This is a genomic window from Plantactinospora sp. WMMB782, assembly GCF_049179135.1.
GTDB lineage: Bacteria > Actinomycetota > Actinomycetes > Mycobacteriales > Micromonosporaceae > Plantactinospora.
Genome location: NZ_JBMHMC010000007.1, coordinates 6733692 through 6751318, shown reverse-complemented (window position 1 = coordinate 6751318; position 17627 = coordinate 6733692). Strand labels below are relative to the sequence as shown.

Sequence of the window (17627 nt, the reverse complement as noted above, 5' to 3'; positions counted from 1 at the left end):
CGGTCCCGGGCGGCCCCGACGGATAAGGCAGGATCGGCAGCGTGGCACGCGGGCAACTGCGCATCTACCTCGGGGCCGCCCCGGGGGTCGGCAAGACGTACGCGATGTTGGAGGAGGCACACCGGCGGGCGGCACGCGGCACCGACGTGCTGGTGGGTCTGGTCGAGACCCACGGCCGCCGGCACACCGCGGCGATGCTCGGCGACCTGCCGGTGGTGCCACGCCGGACGGTGCGCTACCGGGGCAGCGACCTCACCGAGCTGGACGTCGACGCGGTGCTGGCCCGCCGGCCCGAGGTGGCGGTGGTGGACGAGCTGGCCCACACCAACGTGCCCGGCTCGCGCAACGGCAAGCGCTGGCAGGACGTCCAGGAACTGCTGGACGCCGGCATCGACGTGCTCTCCACGGTCAACGTGCAGCACCTGGAGTCGCTGAACGACGTCGTGCAGCAGATCACCGGGGTCGTACAACGGGAGACCGTGCCGGACGGCGTGGTGCGCGGCGCCGAGCAGGTCGAGCTGGTCGACATGACCCCGGAGGCGCTGCGCCGCCGGATGGCACACGGCAACATCTACCACCCGGACAGGATCGACGCGGCTCTGGCCAACTACTTCCGGATCGGCAACCTCACCGCGCTGCGCGAACTCGCCCTGCTCTGGCTGGCGGACTCCGTCGAGGACCAGCTCGACCGGTACCGGGCCGACCAGGGCATCGCCGCCGTCTGGGAGACCCGGGAACGGGTGGTGGTGGGGCTGACCGGCGGGCCGGAGGGCACCACGCTGATCCGGCGGGCCGCCCGGATCGCATCCCGGAGCAAGGGCGCCGAGCTGATGGCGATCCACGTCGCCCGCAGTGACGGCCTGCGCGGTGCCGATCCGGCAGCGCTGGAACGGCAGCGGATGCTCGTGGAGCGGCTGGGCGGCAGCTACCACCAGGCGGTCGGCGCCGACGTCCCGACCGCGCTGCTCGACTTCGCCCGGGGGGTGAACGCCACCCAGATCGTGCTCGGGGCCAGCCGCCGGGGCAGGTTCGCCCAGATCCTCTCCCGGGGCGTCGGCGCCACCACCACGGCACTGTCCGGCCCGATCGACGTGCACCTGGTCACCCACGAGCAGGCCGGCCGGGGCCGGTCGACGGCGCCACCCGCCGCGCTGTCCCGGCGGCGCCGGCTGGTCGGCCTCGGCCTGGCCGTGCTCGGCATCCCGCTGCTGACGTACCTGCTCCGGCTGCTCGCCGACGAGTTGTCGCTCAGCAGCGACCTGCTGCTCTTCCTCGCCGCGGTGGTCGGGGTCGCCCTGGTCGGCGGCTGGTGGCCGGCACTGCTGGCCGCCCTGCTCAGCTCACTGCTGATCAACTTCTTCTTCACCCCGCCGTTGCACCGGTTCACCATCGCCGAGACCGAGAACGTGCTGGCGCTCGTCGTCTTCCTGCTCGTCGCCGCCGCCGTCAGCGGGGTGGTGGACCTGGCCGCCCGGCGTACCCGGGAGGCGGCCCGGGCCAGCGCGGAGGCCCAGTTGCTCGGCGCGGTCGCCGGCAGCGTGGTCCGGGGCGCCCGGCCGCTGACGGCGCTGCTGGAACGGCTGCGCGAGACCTTCGGACTGACCTCGGTCACCCTGCTCGAAGGCGCACCGGACGCGCCGGAGGGCCCGGACCGGCAACGGGACCCACGCGCCTGGCGGGTCGCCGCCAACGTCGGCGCCGAGCCGTGCGGCACCCCCGCCGCCGGAGACGTCGAGGTGGGTGTCGGGGACGACCTCCGGCTGGTCCTGCGCGGCCGGGTGCTGCCGGCGGCCGACCGGCGCATCGTCGAGGCGTTCGCCGCCCAGGCCGCCGTGGCGCTCCGGCAGGAACGGCTGGCCGAGGAGGCGGCCGCCGCCCGGCCGATCGCCGAGGCGGACCGGCTGCGTACCGCGCTGCTGGCGGCGGTCAGCCACGACCTGCGTACCCCGCTCGCCTCGGCGAAGGCGGCGGTGAACAGCCTGCGCAGCGGCGACGTCGAGTTCGACCCCGAGGACCGGGACGAACTGCTGGCCACCGCCGAGGAGTCGCTGGACCGGCTGACCCGGCTGGTGGCCAACCTGCTGGACATGAGCCGCCTCCAGGCCGGGGTACTCGGGCTGCGTCCCGCCGTGCTCGGCCTGGAGGACGTGGTGCCGCCGGCCCTGGACGAACTCGGCGAGCCGGCCCGGCTGGTCCGGGTCAGCCTGCCCGGGCACCTGCCGGCGGTCCGCTCCGATCCCGGCCTGCTGGAGCGGGTACTCGTCAACCTGGTCGGCAACGCGCTGCGGTTCAGCCCACCGGACCGGCCACCGGCGATCAGCGCCAGCGAACACGGCGGCTTCGTGGAGCTGCGGGTGGTGGACCGGGGGCCGGGCCTGCCCCGGGAACAGTGGGACCGGGTCTTCCAGCCGTTCCAGCGGCAGGGCGACCGGGACAACCACGCCGGGATCGGGCTCGGCCTGGCGCTCTCCCGGGGGCTGGCCGAGGCGACGGGTGGCAGCCTGGAGCCGGAGGAGACCCCGGGCGGCGGACTGACGATGGTGCTGCGGCTGCCGGTGGCGGACGAGGAGGATGCCGGATGACCCGGGTGCTCGTGGTGGACGACGAGCCGCAGATCCTCCGCGCGCTGCGGATCAACCTGAAGGCCCGGCGGTACGACGTCGACGTCGCCGGGGACGGCTCGACCGCGCTCCGGCTGGCCGCCAGCCACCGCCCCGACATCGTGGTGCTCGACCTCGGCCTGCCGGACATGGACGGGGTGGAGGTGATCCGGGGACTGCGCGGCTGGACGAACGTACCGATCATCGTGCTGTCCGGGCGGGCCGGCAGCCAGGACAAGGTGGTGGCGCTGGACGCCGGGGCCGACGACTACGTCACCAAGCCGTTCGGGGTGGACGAGCTGCTGGCCCGGGTCCGCGCGGTGACCCGGCGGGCCGCCGGGGCGGGGGAGGAGGTGCCGGCGGTACGGATCGGCCGGTACACCGTCGATCTCGGCGCGCACACGGTACGTGCCGAGGCGGACGGTGCCGAGGTGCGGCTCACCCCGACCGAGTGGCACCTGCTGGAGATCCTGGTGCGCCACCCGGGCCGGCTGGTCAGCCAGCGCCAGCTGCTGCACGACGTCTGGGGCCCGCGGTACCAGTCGGAGACGAACTACCTGCGGCAGTACCTGGCCCAGTTGCGCCGCAAGCTGGAGGACGACCCGTCCCGCCCCCGGCACCTGCTCACCGAACCGGGAATGGGCTACCGCTTCCAGCCCTGACCGGGCGAGGTCCAGTCGTGACCGGGCGCGTCGGCGTGGCTCCCGGTCGATGCCGCGGTGCCCGTACGGTCCGAGAACCCGTTGTGGCGTCCGGCACCCGTCGCCCGAGCCGGCCCTGCGGCGGATCTATCGTGGCACCGTGACAACTTCGGTGATCGTGCTCAACGGTGGATCCAGCTCGGGCAAGTCCGGGATCGTCCGCTGTCTTCAGGCGGTCCTGCCCGACGCCTGGCTCGGCTACGGGGTCGACACGCTCGTCGACGCGATGCCGGTCGCCATGCGCTCCGGCGGGGCGGGGATCGAGTTCGGTGCGGAGGGCGCGGTGAGCGTCGGTCCCGAGTTCGACCGGCTCCAGGCGGCCTGGATGACCGGGATCGCCGCGATGGCCCGCGCCGGAGCCCGGGTCGTCGTCGACGACGTCTTCCTCGGCGGCGCCGGCTCACAGCGGTTGTGGCGCACGGCGCTGGCCGGGCTGGGCGTGTTGTGGGTCGGGGTCAGGTGTGACCCGGCGGTCGCCGAGGGCCGGGAGATCGCCCGGGGAGACCGGATCCGGGGGATGGCGGCGGCACAGGCGGAGCTGGTGCACCAGGGCGTCGACTACGACGTGCAGGTGGACACCACGCACACCGAGTCGCTGGCCTGCGCCCGGATCATCGCCGCCCGGCTGGACTGATCGGCCGTACCGCCGACGGCGACGCGCACTCCCGGCCGGGCATTGGAAGATCGACGACAGCAACTACCCCGGTGGCGGAAGTTCGGTGCAGTCTTGATGGTCAATGTCTTTGCCAGCGGCGAGGCGTGGCCGGAGGCTGACGATGGAGTTGCGGGTCCTGGGGCAGGTCCAGATTCGGGTAGCTGATCGCGCGGTGCCGGTCGGGCCGCCGCAGCAGTGCGCGGTGCTGGCGGCCCTGGCAGTCGACGCGGGTCGGCCGATGTCCGTCGAGGTCCTGATGGACCGGGTGTGGGGCCCGGCCGCACCGCCGGGAGCACGCCGGACGCTGCACACCTATGTCACCCGGATCCGGCGCCTGTTGGAGCGCTCGGACGTCGCGGCCGACCGGTCCGAGCGGCTGGTGCTCCGGACCGCTGCGGGATATGTCCTCGACATCGACCGTCTTCGGGTGGACCTGCACCGGTTTCACGACCTGGTGGCTCGGGCCCGTGAGTCGCACTGCGCCGGGGACCGGCGGGCCGCGATGTTGCGCGAGGCACTGGACCTCTGGCGGGGAGAACCGCTCACCGGCCTCGGCGGGCGGTGGGTGGAGCGGACGCGTGAGAGGTGTCGGCAGCAGCATCTCGATGCGGTCCTGGCGTGGGCCGAGGCCGAGCTGGACGTCGGCAACCCGGCCGTCGTCGTCGGACCGTTGACCGACCTGCTCGACGAGTACCCGCTCGTGGAGCCGTTGACCGCTGTCCTGATGCGGGCCCTGCACGCCACGGGTCGCGACGCGGAGGCGTTGGACCGGTACGCCGCTACCCGCGAGCGGCTGGTCGACGACCTCGGCGTCGACCCGGGGTCCGCACTGCGGGGACTGCACCTGGCGATCCTGCGTGGTGAACTCGATCGGACCGCACCGGCGGCACCTCCGGTGGCGGCGCCGGCCCGGCATGTGCCGGCGCAACTGCCTCCCGACGTGTACGGGTTCGCGGGCCGCGCCGGTGAGCTGGACCAGCTCGACAGCATCCTGGACTCGGCCGCCGAGCACCCGACCGCTGTGGTCATCTCGGCGTTGTCCGGCACGGCGGGAGTGGGCAAGACCGCCCTGGCGGTGCACTGGGCGCATCGGGTGGCCAACCGGTTCGGCGACGGACAGCTCTACGTGAACCTGCGCGGATTCGATCCGGGCGGCTCGGTGATGAAGCCGGTCGAGGCGGTGCGCGGGTTCCTGGACGCATTCGCGGTACCGCCGCAGCAGGTCCCGGCCGGCCTGGACGCCCAGATCGGCCTCTACCGCAGCCTGCTGGCCGGCCGGCGGGTGCTTGTCGTTCTCGACAATGCCAGGGACCTCGACCAGGTCCGCCCACTACTGCCCGGCGCGCCCGGCTGCCTGGTGGTGGTGACCAGCCGGAACCAGCTGCCCGGCCTGGTCGCCGCCGAGGGCGCCCGCCCCATCACGCTTGACCTGCTCTCGGTCGACGAGGCGCGACAACTGCTGACCCGCCGCCTCGGCGCGGCCCGGGTGGCGGTCGAGCTGCCGGCCGTCGACGAGATCATCACCCGGTGCGCACGGCTGCCGCTGGCGCTGGCGATCGTGGCGGCCCGCGCGGCGATCGACCCGGGACTTCCGCTCGCGGCGTTGGCCGGCGAACTGCACGACGCCCGGGGCAGCCTGGACGCGTTCGCCGGCGCCGACGCGGCGATCGACGCGCGGTCTGTTTTCTCCTGGTCGTACCATGCGCTCAGCCCTGGTGCGGCCAGCCTGTTCCGGTTGCTCGGGGTGCACCCCGGCCCGGACATCAGCCTCCCCGCCGCCGCAAGCCTGCACGGAACCACACCCGCGGATGTGGGACCGCTGTTGGCCGAACTCACCCGCGTGCACCTCGTCGCCAAGCCGGCCCCGGGCCGGTTCGCCTTCCACGACCTGCTACGCGCCTACGCCGCCGAACTCGCCCACGCCCTCGACGACGAGGACGACCGGGACGCGGCAATCCGCCGGGTGCTCGACCACTACCTGCACACCGGGCACCGCGCCGCCCGGCTGCTGGACCCGCACCGCGACCTGATCACGTTGGCCGCCGTCGAGCCCGGCACGACGGCCGAGGAACCTGTCGACGAAGCCCGGGCGACGGCGTGGCTCAACGCCGAGCACGCCGTGCTACTCGAGGTCGTCCGGCTGGCCGCCCAGGGCGGGTTCGGCACCCACGCCTGGCAGCTGACCTGGACCCTCACCGACTTCTTCGACCGGGGCGGGCACTGGCAGGACCAGATCAGCGCCCATACGGCCGCGCTGGCGGCCGCCCGGCGTCTGGCCGACCGCACCGGTCAGGCATACGCCCACCGGGGTCTCGCCCGTGCCTACGCCCGCCAGGGGCGGGAGGACGACGCGTACACCCATTATCGGGAGGCGCTCGCGCTGTTCCGCGAGTTGGGCGATCACACCGGCCAGGCCTACACACACCGCGGTCTGGCCTGGGTCTGCGAGCAGAAGGGGCGGTGCGGGGAGGCGCTGCGGCACGCCGAACACGCACTCGAGCTGTACCGGACCGCCGGCCACCGGGGCGGGCAAGCAAGGGCGCTGAACTCGGTCGGCTGGTTCCACACACTGCTCGGCGACCATCAGCAGGCGCTGACCCACTGCCAGCAGGCCATCTCGCTGCACCGGGAGATCGGGGACCGTCCCGGTGAGGCCGACACCTGGGACAGCCTCGGCCACGCCCATCATCAACTCGGCGACCACCAGCAGGCCGCAGCCTGCTACCAGCACGCCCTCGAGCTGATCCGGGGCTTCGACGACCGGTACAGCGAGGCTGCCGTCCTCAACCATCTCGGCGACACCCGCCGGGCGGCGGGTGACGTCGACGAGTCCCGCCGGATCTGGCAGCGCGCCCTGGACATCCTCGACCAGCTCGGACACCCCGAGGCCGACCAGGTCCGGGCCAAGCTCACCGGCTGACGATCCTGCACGCTCGCGGCCGTCAACAATCCGTTGAGAACCCGCCCCACAGCCCTGCCTGATGCTGGGACGGCAACCGCAGAGGCCGCCAGTCACACCCCACCAGCGGGGGTGGCGGGTCAGTCGCAGCAGAGGAGAGACTGTGATGCCAGTGAAGAGACTGTCGAGTGTCCTGGTCGGTGTGATCGCCATGCTCACCCTGCTCCTCGGGGTGGCCGCGGCGCCCGCCCAGGCATCCCCGAGCGTGGGCAACATCGGGGTCGGTTCGTCCAACACAGCCGGGGTGCGATGCGTACAGGCCGGCCTGAACTACGTCGGCGGAGCGGGCCTGGCCGTCGACGGCATCTTCGGCCAGGCGACCAAGCGCGCCGTCGAGAACTTCCAGCGCTTCTTCGGCCTGGCCGTCGACGGCATCGTCGGCAAGGCGACCGGTACCACGCTCATCGACATGGTCAACTACAAGGCCGGCTATCCCATGTGGCCGCACGGCGGGGGCTGCTGGTCGGTCATCCCGACCTACAGCTGACGGCGAGCGACACCGAAGTCGGTCGGGACCGTGCACCGGGGTGAAGGGTGTCGAGGACCTGTTTCCGGGGACAGACCTCGACACCCTTCACCCTCTCCGCCTGCCGATCGGACGGGCGCCAGCCCGGCCGTGACGTGGCGACGGGCGCCAGCCCGTCCGTGACGTGGCGGAGCCGCCGGACGCCGCGACCTCGTCATCCGCGCAGGCCCCTGCCGGTGCTTGCGGTCCGGTGTCGTGCAGATGGTGTCGCCACCGGTCGGGTGGCGGCCTCGACCTCCGACCTGCCGGCGTCTCGCTGCGCCGGAGCCCGCACCACCAGGGCCAGGCCGACAAGTACGACAGCGCCGGCCGCCAGCTCGGTCCCGGTGATCGGCTCACCGAGCAGCAGCGCGGCGGCGGCCAGCCCGAAGATCGGCACCAACAGGCTGAACGGTGCGACCCGGGCCACCGAGTACTCGCCGATCAGCCGGGTCCAGATACCCCAGCCGACAAGCGTGGAGAGGTAGCCGACGTAGCCGACCGCCAGTACGGCGGTCCAGGAGATCCCGGTGATCGCGTCGAGGACCACCCCGGGCCCGTCCACCACCCCGGCCAGGCCGAGCAGCGGAAGTGGCGGCACCAGGCTGGACCAGACCAGCAGCGACAGCGGCCTGGTCTCGCCGCTGGTACGGATCAGCACGTTCGCCAGCGCCCAACTGCCGGCGGCGACCAGGGTCAGGGCGAAGCCGATCGCGGTGGCGTGCCCGCCCGCGCCGACCGCCAGCAGGGCGATCCCGGCCGAGCCGGTGAGCACCCCGGCGAGCTGGGTGCCGCTGGGCCGCTCGCCGAGGAAGGCGGTGGCCAACAGCACCGAGACCAGTGCCTGGGTCTGCAACACCAGCGAGGCGAGGCCGGGCGGCATCCCGGCGTCGATGGCGACGAAGAGGACGCCGAACTTGAAGACGCCGAGGACCAGGCCGTAGCCGAGGACGTAGCGCAACCGGGCGGTCGGCCGGGGGAGCAGGAAGACCAGCGGCAGCGCGGCGGCGACGAAGCGCAGCGCGGTCAGCACCAGCGGCGGCAGGTCGCGGAGGCCGACTTCGATGACGACGAAGTTGACCCCCCAGAGGGCGGCGACCAGGACGGCCTGCATGCGGTGCGCGAATCTCATGGACCTTACGCTGCCGGCCGGCCCGTTTAAGGTCCAGTTCAAGATTCTTAACCGGGGCTGTAGCCTGGCTACATGGATTTGGACGTCCGGCGCCTGCGGGTGCTGCATGAGGTGGCGCTGCGCGGCGGGGTGACGGCGGCCGCCGCCGCGCTGCACGTCACCCCGTCGGCGGTCTCCCAGCAGCTCAGCCAGCTCGCCCGTGAGGCCGGCTATCCGCTGCTCGAACGATCCGGCCGGGGCGTCGTGCTCACCTCGGCCGGCCAGGTGCTCGCCGGGCACGCCGAGCGGATCCTCGGCGCCGTCGAGCAGGCGGTCACCGGGTTGGCCATGGCGCACCGGCGGGTCGCCGGGACCGTCCGGGTCGGCTCGTTCCCGTCCGCCGCCGGGGCCCTGGTCGCCCCGGCCGCCGCCCGGGCGATGGCCGCGCACCCCGGTCTGGACGTACGGGTCAGCGAGGCCGAGGACGGGCAGAGCCGGCTGGACCTGCGCTCCGCCGTACTCGACATCGCGGTCCTCCAGGAATACGACCACGTACCCGGGCCGGCCACCGCCGAGCTGGACCGGCACCCGATCGCCACCGACCCGATGCACCTGATCACCCCGGCCGGCTGGGGCCGGCACACCGGGCGGCTCGCCGACCTCGCCGACGTGCCCTGGGTGGCCAGTGCCGCCTTCACCCCGTGCGGCGAGTCGACCCTGCACGCCTGCCACCTGGCCGGCTTCGAGCCGGACATCCGGCACCGGGCGATCGACTTCACGCTCACCCTGGACCTGGTGGCGGCCGGGCTCGGCGCCGCCCTGGTGCCCGGGATGGCGCTGCGGAACGTGCCGGCCGGGGTACATGTCGAGCCGCTGGTCCGGCCGGTCACCGGTCGCCGGATCTTCGCCGTGACGCGCCCGCGCGGCGACGGCCCCGTCCATCCGGCCATCGCCGCCGTGCTGGACGAACTGGCCCGGGTACGCCCCCAGCACACTGACCGCCCCGCACGTAGCCCCGACCGTATGCCGTCGTCGATTGTGGATGGCCGCGTGGAGCACACCGTTGACCGAGCTGGCTAGGGTGGCCGCCATGGTGAGCAGTGACGCCGACCCGCCCGTGCCGCAGGCCGAGTCCCCACGGTTGCTCAAGCCGCTGCCCGGCCGCACCGAGAACTCCTCGGCCAGCTACGAACGCTGCCTCACGGAGCTGATCGAGATGCTCGGCGTGGAGCCTCCCGAGCCGGTGCAGCAGGGGCGGCGGTGGCAGCATGCCGTGCGGTGGTCGATCGGTCGGGCGGTCCGGCCGCCGGTCTCCGAGGAGTGGTTCACTCCGCTGATCCGGGCGGCGGTCCTCGAACCCGACCCGAGCTTCAACCGGCAGCTCGTCGAGCCCGCCCTGGCCGCCTTCGGCCGTCGGCGGGTGCAGCGGGCCCTGATCGACCTGCTGCGCACCGGCACCGACCCGGAGCGGGCCGGTGCGGCCCGGGCCTGGTACTGGACCCAGGTGCCGCTGAGCTATCCCGGCGGCTCCGACACGCCCACCCCGGAGAGCCAGGCCGAGTACGACGCCGTCGCGGATCTCCGGCGGGAGTGGCAGGACACCGCCCTGCGGGTCTTCGTCGACAACGAGAACCTCGACGTCCGGCGCTGCATCCTGCCGGGACTCGACCTGAATCCGCAGCACTGGCCCGAGGAGCTGCGGGAGACGGTGGCGACGGCGACCCGGATCGCCCGCACCTCCTCCGACGACTACCTCCGGCACCGCGTCGAGCACCAGGTCTGAGCCGGCTGCGGGGCTTCGGCCACCGGCGGTCGGTTACCGACTTTCGGCTGTCGGCGCGGTGACCGACTCCGGCAGCAGCGTGCCGAGCGCCGCCCAGGTGTCGGTCACCGTCGCCCAGTCCGGCACACTCCCGGCCGGCGGCCGGTCGGCGTCGCCGCCCAGGAACAGGTAGCGGTGCTCGACCGTCGTCAGCTGCGTCAGTACGTCGAGGCGGTCGTCGACGAAGTGGGTGACGCCGAGCCGCTCGCAGACCGGTGCCTTGTCCCGGCGTTCCCGGACGAAGTGCAGGTTCTCGGCCGGAACGCCGGTGCGGTCGAAGAACTCGTGGTGGGCCAGCCAGGCCCGGGTGTTGGCGGCCACCCTGGGCCCGGCTTTCGAGACCACGTGCACCCGCCCGGCGAAGGGTTCGGCCGTCAGCGCGGCCAGCACCTCGAAGACCTCCGGCACCGCCGGGGTGCGCAGCGGCTGGCCGCCGAAGAACGAGGTGTCCTCGTCGCGCCCGGCGAGCATGACGATCACCCCACCCACGTCGACGCCGAGCGTGACCGGCCGGTTCCGGCCCGGTCCACGGTACGGCGCGGCTGTCCCGCCCGGCCGCTGCTGTCCGACCCGCTGCTGTCCGGCCCGCTGCCGTCCGACCCGCTGCTGTGCCACCTGGACCTCCAACGGCCGCAGCCGCAACGGTGCGGCATCCCGGAGGCCAGGCTACCGATCGGGACCGACCGAGCGTCCGTCGGACGGGTCAAGTCGCTACCGCCGGCCGAGGAAGCGCTGGCCGGCGAGTTCGATCCGTTCGATCTCCGCCCGGAAGAAGGCGGCGAGCTCGGCACACCGGTCGAGGTTGCTCGGCCCGCCCTCCCGGCGGGGCAGGTCCGGGTACGGGCTGCCGAGCACGAAGATGTTCTCGTCGTTGAACTGGTTGGCCGGCGCCGTGTAGTTGAACGAGCCGGCGACCACCACCGCCTCGTCGATCACCATTAGCTTGTGGTGCAGCTTGCCGAAGGCCGGTGACCGGATCGGGGCGTACAGCGCGATGTTGGCCCGGTCGAGGTCGTGGGTGGCGGCCCACTTCTGCACGCCCTGCCCGGGGTCCACCGCGCCGGTCACGGTTCGCCCGGCGGCGGCCAGTGCGATCATCGCGTCGTCGATCCCGGACGAGCCGGAGAAGGTGAAGATGGCGAAGTCGACCCGGTCGGTCGCCTTCAGCATCTGCTTCATGATCTCCAGTTCCGGGGTGTGGTCCGGGGCGAAGAGCACCTTCACCGGCACCCCACCGACGTTGTACGCGTTCGGCACCCGGCCGTGCTCGCCGCGCCCGAACCGGCCCTGCCGGAGCCGGGCGAACTCGTCGGCGTACTCCTGGCAGATCCGGGTGTCGGAGAAGACCACCACGTGGTTGAGGTTGCGGTGGCAGTCGGTGCCGGTGAAGTTCGCCGAGCCGGAGAGCACCGCCGGCCGGGCGCCGGCCCGCTGCCGGTAGTCGCGGACGGCGAACTTCTGGTGGAAGATCGCCGGGTTGTAGTCGGCCTTCACGTCGACGTCGCAGCGCAGCAGTGCGGCGACGATCCGCCGGTTCGGCTCCAGGCTGCGGCTGCCGGGTTCCGGCTCCCACTGCGCCCGGTGCCGGGCGTCCGCCTCCGGCTCGCCGGGCCGGGCGCTGACCCTGGGCAGCTTCGCTGTGCGCAGGTAGTCCTGCTCCAGCACCATCCGCACGCTGACGCCCCGGAACCGGGCGTCCAGGATCGCCTGGGCGATCGGCTCCGAGTCGAGTTCCTGGACGGCGATGTCGAGGCTCTCCCGGGCGCCGGCGACGAAGTCGACCACCACCGTCTCCAGGTCGTCGGCCGCGCCGAGTTCCCGAGGGCCGACGTACGCCTCGATCTTCCTGCCGGCGAAGGTCGCCATGTGCGACAGGCTCGCATCCCGTGCCCCGCGCCGATGTCGGGTCGGCTACAAACCCGGCCGGCGGCGGGCAGCCGTACCCGTTCGGGTGGCAGGCTGGGGGCCGTGTATCGGGAGCGGACCTCCGAGCTGCCCGGCGCCGTCGTCTGGACGGTCACGCGGGCCGCCGCCGGACCCGGCCGGGTCCTGCCGGACGGCTGCACGGACCTGATCTGGTCGAGTCGCAGCGGCCTGCTGGTGGCCGGCCCGGACACCGTCGCCCAGGTCGCCGACGGCCCGGCCGGGGAACGGTACGTCGGGCTGCGCTTTGCGCCGGGCACCGGCCCGGCGGTCTTCGGGCTGCCGGCACACGAACTGCGGGACCGGCGGGTGCCGTTGGCCGCGCTCTGGCCGGAGCCGGTGGTGGCCGGGCTGGCCGAGCGGGTGGCGTCGGCCGACCGGCCCGGCCGGGTGCTGGAGGCGGTCGCCGCCGCCCGGCTCGCCGCCGACGGCGGCCCGGACCCGCTCGCCGCACCGCTGGCCGCCGGGCTCGCCGCCGGGCGGGACGTCGGCACCACCGCCGAGGCGGTCGGGCTCGGCCCCCGGCACCTGCACCGGCGCAGCCTGGACCTCTTCGGGTACGGCCCGAAGACGCTGGCCCGGATCCTGCGGCTGCGCCGCGCGCTGGCCCTGGCCCGGGCCGGTACGCCGGCCGCCGAGGTCGCCGCCCGCACCGGGTACGCCGACCAGGCGCACCTGTCCCGCGAGGTCAGAAGCCTGGCCGGCGTACCGCTACGGCACCTGCTCAACCCGCCCCCAGCCTAAGGAAGGGCCCCCGCTTATCGTTTTCTGTGGGGCGGTTTCTGGGGGCCCTTCCTAACACCTGGTCAGGCGGCCGGCGGGGGGAGTGGGGCGTACAGGTCGACGCCGTTGCCGTCCGGGTCGAGCAGCACCGCGTACCGCTGGCCCCACGGTGCGTCCCACGGCTTGAGACGGGCGTCGGCGCCGGCGGCGGTCATCGCGGCGAAGACGCTGTCCACCTCGGCCGGATCGGCACACCGGAAGGCGAGGCTGACCTGTGCCCCGTCCGGTGGCGACCAGTCCGGGTCGAACGAGCGGACCGTCTCGACGGTGTCCCACATCAGCCGCACCCCGCCGGGCAGGGTGTGTTCCGCGTGCGGTGCGCTGTCGGCCTCGGCCGGGATCGCCAACCCCAGCCTCCGGTAGAACGCCAGAGATCGGGCCATGTCGGCCACCACCAGCCCGAATGCGTCTAGTCTCGGTGTCATTCGGCCAGCGTAGGAACCGGTCGCGTCCGCGTCTTGAACGAATCGGACCTGCCGGGCCGGCTTCCGGGTGCCGGTGCGGTCGGCAGATCATCGGCGTACGGTGTGTTCAACGGCAACCGACGCTGCGCTGTCCGCCACCTGAACGGCGGGTTGCGTGACGTCGGCCGCGTTGTCCTTGGGCGCGGCGTCGGGCCGTCGGGACGGCGGCACGACCCGGCGCTCTTTTCGGGTACGGGGGTAGACAGAAAGGGAGGTGGCCGGGAGATGACTGATCTGGCCTACCTGGATGCGGGATCGGGCAGCCTCATCGTGCAGGCCGTGGTCGGTGGCGTCGCCGGGGTGGCGGTGGCGGCCAAGCTCTACTGGCGCAGACTGACAAGTCGCTTCCGTAAGCAGCCGTCGAAGCAGGACTGAGGCGGTCCACAACCGATGGTCGCACCACCTCCCGTGCCGGCAACGTCCACCGCCGTCCCCGATTCCTCTCCCCGAGCCGATCCCGGCTCCTTCCGTGACCCGGCGAACCGGGTCCTGCACGCCGGCGGCCAGGTCCTCCGCGGGCTCGGACCGCAGGCCGCGCAGGAGTGGCAGGCGCTCGCCGGAGCCGAGTTCTTCGGCAGGCTGCTCGCCGACGGCAAGGTCTGCGGCACCGAGACAGCCGACCCGGAAACCCTGCCGGCAAGCCTCGCCGAGCAGTGGACGGCGGTACTCCGGCACGAGCGCATCCCGTTCGTGTCGTACCCGTACGAGTGGTCGTTCGCGATGCTGCGCGACGCCGCGCTGCTGCACCTGGAGATCCTCCGTACCGCCGTACCGGCCGGGTTCAGCACCAAGGACGGCTCGGCGTACAACCTTCAGTGGCGGGGCGCCGAGCCGGTCTTCATCGACATCGGTTCGTTCGAGCCGGCCCGGGACGGCGAGCCGTGGGCCGGCTACCGGCAGTTCTGCCAGACCCTGCTCTATCCGCTGCTGCTCCAGGCACACCTGGGGTTGGACTTCCAGCCCTGGCTGCGCTCCCGGATCGACGGGATCGAGGCGGGCGAGCTGCGCCGGCTCTTCGGCGGCACCCGGCGGTTCCGGGCCGGGGTGCTCAAGCACGTCCACCTGCACGACGCGATCCAGAGCCGGTCCGCCGCAGCCAGCACCGGCAGCGTGCGGAAGGAGCTGAAGGACGCCGGCTTCTCCCGGGAGCTGGTGCTGGCCACCCTGCGGGCGCTGGAGAAGCTGGTCGGCCGGCTCGACTGGCAGCCGCCGCAGAGCCACTGGTCCGGTTACCGGGAGACCTGCACCTACTCGACCGCGGACCGCCAGGCCAAGGAACGGTTCGTCGCCGAGGCGCTGGCCGAGGGAAACCGGTCCCGGCTGGCACTCGACCTCGGCGCCAACGACGGCACGTACTCCCGGCTCGCCGCCGGGTACGCCGACTACGTGGTGGCGGTGGAGAGCGACCCGGCCGTGGTCGACCGGCTCTACCGGGCGCTGCGTGCCGACGGCGAGCGTCGGGTGCTGCCGCTGGTGATGGACCTGGCCGACCCGTCCCCGGGCGGTGGCTGGCGTGGCGTGGAGCGGGCCTCGTTCGCCGCCCGCGCCGAGGCGGACGCGGTGCTCGCGCTGGCCGTGGTGCACCACCTCGCCATCGGGCGCAACGTCCCGCTGCCGGAGATCGTCGACTGGCTGGTCGGGTTGCTGGCGGCGGCCGAGGGTGGCGGCCGGCTGGTCGTCGAGTTCGTGCATCCCGACGACCCGATGGCGGTCCGGTTGCTGGCCAACAAGCCGGCCGGACTCTTCCCGGACTACACCCCGGAGGAGTTCGAGCGGCTGCTCGGGCAGCGCTGCGAGATCGTCCGCCGGCTGGAACTGCCGTCCGGCACCCGCACCCTCTATCTCGGGACCCCGCGTGGCTGAGCCCGGCGGGGCCGAGCGGCCGCCCGAGCTGCCCGGCGGGGCCGAGCGGCCGCCCGAGCTGCCCGGCGGGGCCGAGCGGCCGCCCGAGCTGCCCGGCGGGGCCGAGCGGCCGGCGGATCTGCCCGCCGGGGTGGACGAGCCGGCGGAGCGGTCCGATCCGGCCGACCGACCGGAGCCGGTGCGGCCGTCGGCGGGGCGGGTCGAGCTGCGGGCGCTGGTCGAGATCGTGGCGCTCTGCGGCCTGGTGATCACCCAGCCGCTGCTCGACGTGACCGGGAAGAGCCCGGACTTCTTCCTCTTCCACGGCGCCGGCCGGCGGGAGATCCTGCTGCTGGTGGCGGCGTACACGCTGCTGCCGCCGCTGGTGCTCTGGGGGGTCGGTGCGCTGCTCGGGCTGCTGGCCCGCAGTCTCGCCGGTCCGGCCCGGGGTCGGGTGGTCCGGGCCGCCCTGCACACCGGGACCCTGGGCCTGCTGCTCGCCGCGCTGGCGATCCAGGTGGGCAAGCACCTCACCCCGGTGCGCGGGGTGTCGCTGCTGCTCCTCGCCGTACTGCTCGGCGCCGCCGGGGCGTACGCGTACCGGCGCTGGCAGGTGACCGGCCAGGTGCTCCGGGTCGCCGCCGTCGGGCCGCTGGTCTTCGTGCTGCTCTTCGTCTTCGCCTCGCCCGCCTCCGCCGTGGTGTTGCCGGGGCAGCGCCCGGGGGCGGGTGCGGGGGCGAGCGGGGGCGGCGCGCATCCGCCGGTGGTGATGCTCATCCTGGACGAGTTCCCGCTCACCTCGCTGCTGGACGCCACGGGTGCGATCGACGCCCGCCGCTATCCGAACTTCGCCCGGCTGGCCGGCGAGTCGACCTGGTACCGCAACGCGACAGGGGTCAGCGGCTACACCCCGTACGCGCTGCCGGCGATGCTGACCGGCCGTTATCCGGGCGAGCAGCAGGCACCGCACCACTCGCGCTATCCGGACAACCTGTTCACGGCGTTCGCCGGCCCGTACCAGATCCAGGCGCAGGAGAGCATCACCCAACTCTGCCCGTCCCGGATCTGCCCGGACCGGGCCGCGGGTTCGGCCCGGGGCGGCCTGCCGACGCTGCTGCGGGAGAGCGCCACCCTGCTGGAGCAGATCGTCTCGCCGACCGAGACCGGAGCGCGCGACCCGGAGGACTCCTACCGGGAGATCACCCGGCGGGAGGCCGGGGAGGCCGACGCCCCGCCGCCACCTACCGATCCGCAGTTCCGCTGGGGAAAGCTGGACGAGAACCAGCCGGCCCGGTTCGCCGACTTCCTGGCCACGCTGCGCCCGACGGTCCGGCCCACGCTGCACTTCCTGCACCTGCTGCTGCCGCACTCGCCGTGGAACTACCTGCCCTCCGGGATCCGCTACGAGTCCCCGGACGGGATGCCGAACGACGGCGACGGCTGGGTGGAGTTGGCCCACCGGCGGCACCTGCTGCAACTCGAGTACACCGACCGGCTGCTCGGCGAGACGCTGCGCCGGCTGGACGAGACCGGCCTCTACGACGACGCGCTGGTGGTGCTCACCGCCGACCACGGGGTCAGCTTCACCCCCGGGGTGCAGGGACGCGGTCTCGGCGCGCTGCGGCAGGCGCCGGGGGAGGTGCTCTGGGTGCCGCTCTTCGTGAAGCGGCCGGGGCAGCGCAACGGCGTGGTCGACGACCGGAACTGGGAACACGTCGACCTGCTGCCGACCGTGGCCGACCTGGCCGGGGTGCGGGTGCCGTGGCGGACCGACGGCGCCTCGGCGTTGCGTACCACCCGCCAGCCGGCCGACAAGCACTTCTACGACCAGCCGGGGAAGGCGCGTACGGTGCCGGCCGGTGTCTTCGCCGACGTGCTGGCCGGTCGGGCCCACCCGGTGCTTCCGGCGCAGCCCCGACCGGAACTGATCGGGCGGTCGGTCGCCGAGCTGCCGCTCGGGCCCGAAGCCGGCACGGTCACGGTGCGGAACCGGGCCGACTTCGACCGGATCGACCAGACCGGTGGCCGGCTGCCGGCACTGGTCTACGGCACGGTGCCCGACTCGGTGCCGAACGGCACCCTGCTGGCGGTGGCGGTCAACGGCCGGGTCGGCGCGGTTGCCCCGGTGGTGGCACCCGACCCGGGTGGGCAGCGGTTCGGCGCGCTGGTTCCGGACGAGACGCTCTTCCTGCCCGGCCGCAACACCGTGGACGTGTTCCAGGTCACCGAGACCGGCACCCTGCGCCCGCTGCGCGGCTGACC

At 73.5% G+C, this 17627-nt stretch carries 15 protein-coding genes; 11 read left to right on the top strand and 4 right to left on the bottom strand.

Annotated elements, in window-relative coordinates; all coding sequences use genetic code 11:
* Positions 1–41: 41 nt before the first annotated feature.
* From ACN28A_RS32215 to ACN28A_RS32195, 5 genes are all read left to right on the top strand, one after another.
* A complete protein-coding gene (locus ACN28A_RS32215) occupies positions 42–2582 on the top strand; it encodes a DUF4118 domain-containing protein (RefSeq protein WP_421401768.1) in 2541 nt (846 codons plus the stop codon).
* On the top strand, positions 2579–3262 hold the full coding sequence (locus ACN28A_RS32210; RefSeq protein WP_421401766.1) for a response regulator: 684 nt from the start codon (positions 2579–2581) through the stop codon (positions 3260–3262). The genes ACN28A_RS32215 and ACN28A_RS32210 overlap by 4 nt, the downstream gene beginning before the upstream one ends.
* Positions 3263–3401: 139 nt before the next feature.
* A complete protein-coding gene (cpt, locus tag ACN28A_RS32205; RefSeq protein ID WP_421401763.1) occupies positions 3402–3935 on the top strand; it encodes a chloramphenicol phosphotransferase CPT in 534 nt (177 codons plus the stop codon).
* Positions 3936–4077: 142 nt separating this feature from the next.
* The gene (locus tag ACN28A_RS32200; RefSeq protein ID WP_421401761.1) at positions 4078–6876 is read left to right on the top strand and encodes a BTAD domain-containing putative transcriptional regulator; all 2799 of its coding nucleotides are present in this window, start codon (positions 4078–4080) and stop codon (positions 6874–6876) included.
* A 145-nt stretch (positions 6877–7021) separates the two neighbouring features.
* Positions 7022–7402 (top strand): peptidoglycan-binding domain-containing protein, encoded by a 381-nt coding sequence (locus ACN28A_RS32195; RefSeq protein WP_421401758.1) that lies wholly within the window; start codon positions 7022–7024, stop codon positions 7400–7402.
* 193 nt (positions 7403–7595) lie between these two features.
* Here ACN28A_RS32195 and ACN28A_RS32190 read toward each other — a convergent pair whose 3' ends face one another.
* On the bottom strand, positions 7596–8552 hold the full coding sequence (locus tag ACN28A_RS32190) for an EamA family transporter (protein ID WP_421401755.1): 957 nt from the start codon (positions 8550–8552) through the stop codon (positions 7596–7598).
* A gap of 72 nt (positions 8553–8624) precedes the next feature.
* Here ACN28A_RS32190 and ACN28A_RS32185 point away from each other — a divergent pair, with 72 nt between their 5' ends.
* Together ACN28A_RS32185 and ACN28A_RS32180 are read left to right on the top strand one after the other, a co-directional pair.
* Complete coding sequence (locus tag ACN28A_RS32185) at positions 8625–9611, top strand: LysR family transcriptional regulator (protein ID WP_421401752.1); 987 nt, start codon at positions 8625–8627, stop codon at positions 9609–9611.
* A gap of 10 nt (positions 9612–9621) precedes the next feature.
* The gene (locus ACN28A_RS32180; RefSeq protein WP_421401749.1) at positions 9622–10314 is read left to right on the top strand and encodes a hypothetical protein; all 693 of its coding nucleotides are present in this window, start codon (positions 9622–9624) and stop codon (positions 10312–10314) included.
* Positions 10315–10347: 33 nt separating this feature from the next.
* Here ACN28A_RS32180 and ACN28A_RS32175 read toward each other — a convergent pair whose 3' ends face one another.
* Positions 10348–10968, bottom strand: coding sequence for a hypothetical protein (locus ACN28A_RS32175; protein ID WP_421401746.1), 621 nt, complete (start codon positions 10966–10968; stop codon positions 10348–10350).
* 96 nt (positions 10969–11064) lie between these two features.
* Positions 11065–12219, bottom strand: a complete 1155-nt coding sequence (locus ACN28A_RS32170; RefSeq protein ID WP_421401743.1) for a phospholipase D-like domain-containing protein — start codon at positions 12217–12219, stop codon at positions 11065–11067.
* 102 nt (positions 12220–12321) lie between these two features.
* Between ACN28A_RS32170 and ACN28A_RS32165 the strand changes: the two genes are divergently transcribed.
* Positions 12322–13020, top strand: coding sequence for a helix-turn-helix domain-containing protein (locus ACN28A_RS32165; RefSeq protein WP_421401741.1), 699 nt, complete (start codon positions 12322–12324; stop codon positions 13018–13020).
* Positions 13021–13082: 62 nt separating this feature from the next.
* Here the strand turns inward: ACN28A_RS32165 and ACN28A_RS32160 are convergent, their stop codons facing one another.
* The gene (locus ACN28A_RS32160) at positions 13083–13484 is read right to left on the bottom strand and encodes a VOC family protein (RefSeq protein WP_421401739.1); all 402 of its coding nucleotides are present in this window, start codon (positions 13482–13484) and stop codon (positions 13083–13085) included.
* A gap of 264 nt (positions 13485–13748) precedes the next feature.
* Between ACN28A_RS32160 and ACN28A_RS32155 the strand changes: the two genes are divergently transcribed.
* From ACN28A_RS32155 to ACN28A_RS32145, 3 genes are all read left to right on the top strand, one after another.
* Positions 13749–13898 (top strand): hypothetical protein, encoded by a 150-nt coding sequence (locus ACN28A_RS32155; protein ID WP_278061876.1) that lies wholly within the window; start codon positions 13749–13751, stop codon positions 13896–13898.
* Positions 13899–13913: 15 nt separating this feature from the next.
* Positions 13914–15386: a methyltransferase gene (locus ACN28A_RS32150; protein ID WP_421401735.1), complete on the top strand. Its 1473-nt coding sequence runs from the start codon at positions 13914–13916 to the stop codon at positions 15384–15386.
* Positions 15387–15474: 88 nt separating this feature from the next.
* Positions 15475–17625 carry a sulfatase-like hydrolase/transferase gene (locus ACN28A_RS32145; protein ID WP_421404755.1) on the top strand — a complete coding sequence of 717 codons (2151 nt, stop codon included), beginning with the start codon at positions 15475–15477 and terminating at the stop codon, positions 17623–17625.
* Positions 17626–17627: the final 2 nt, after the last annotated feature.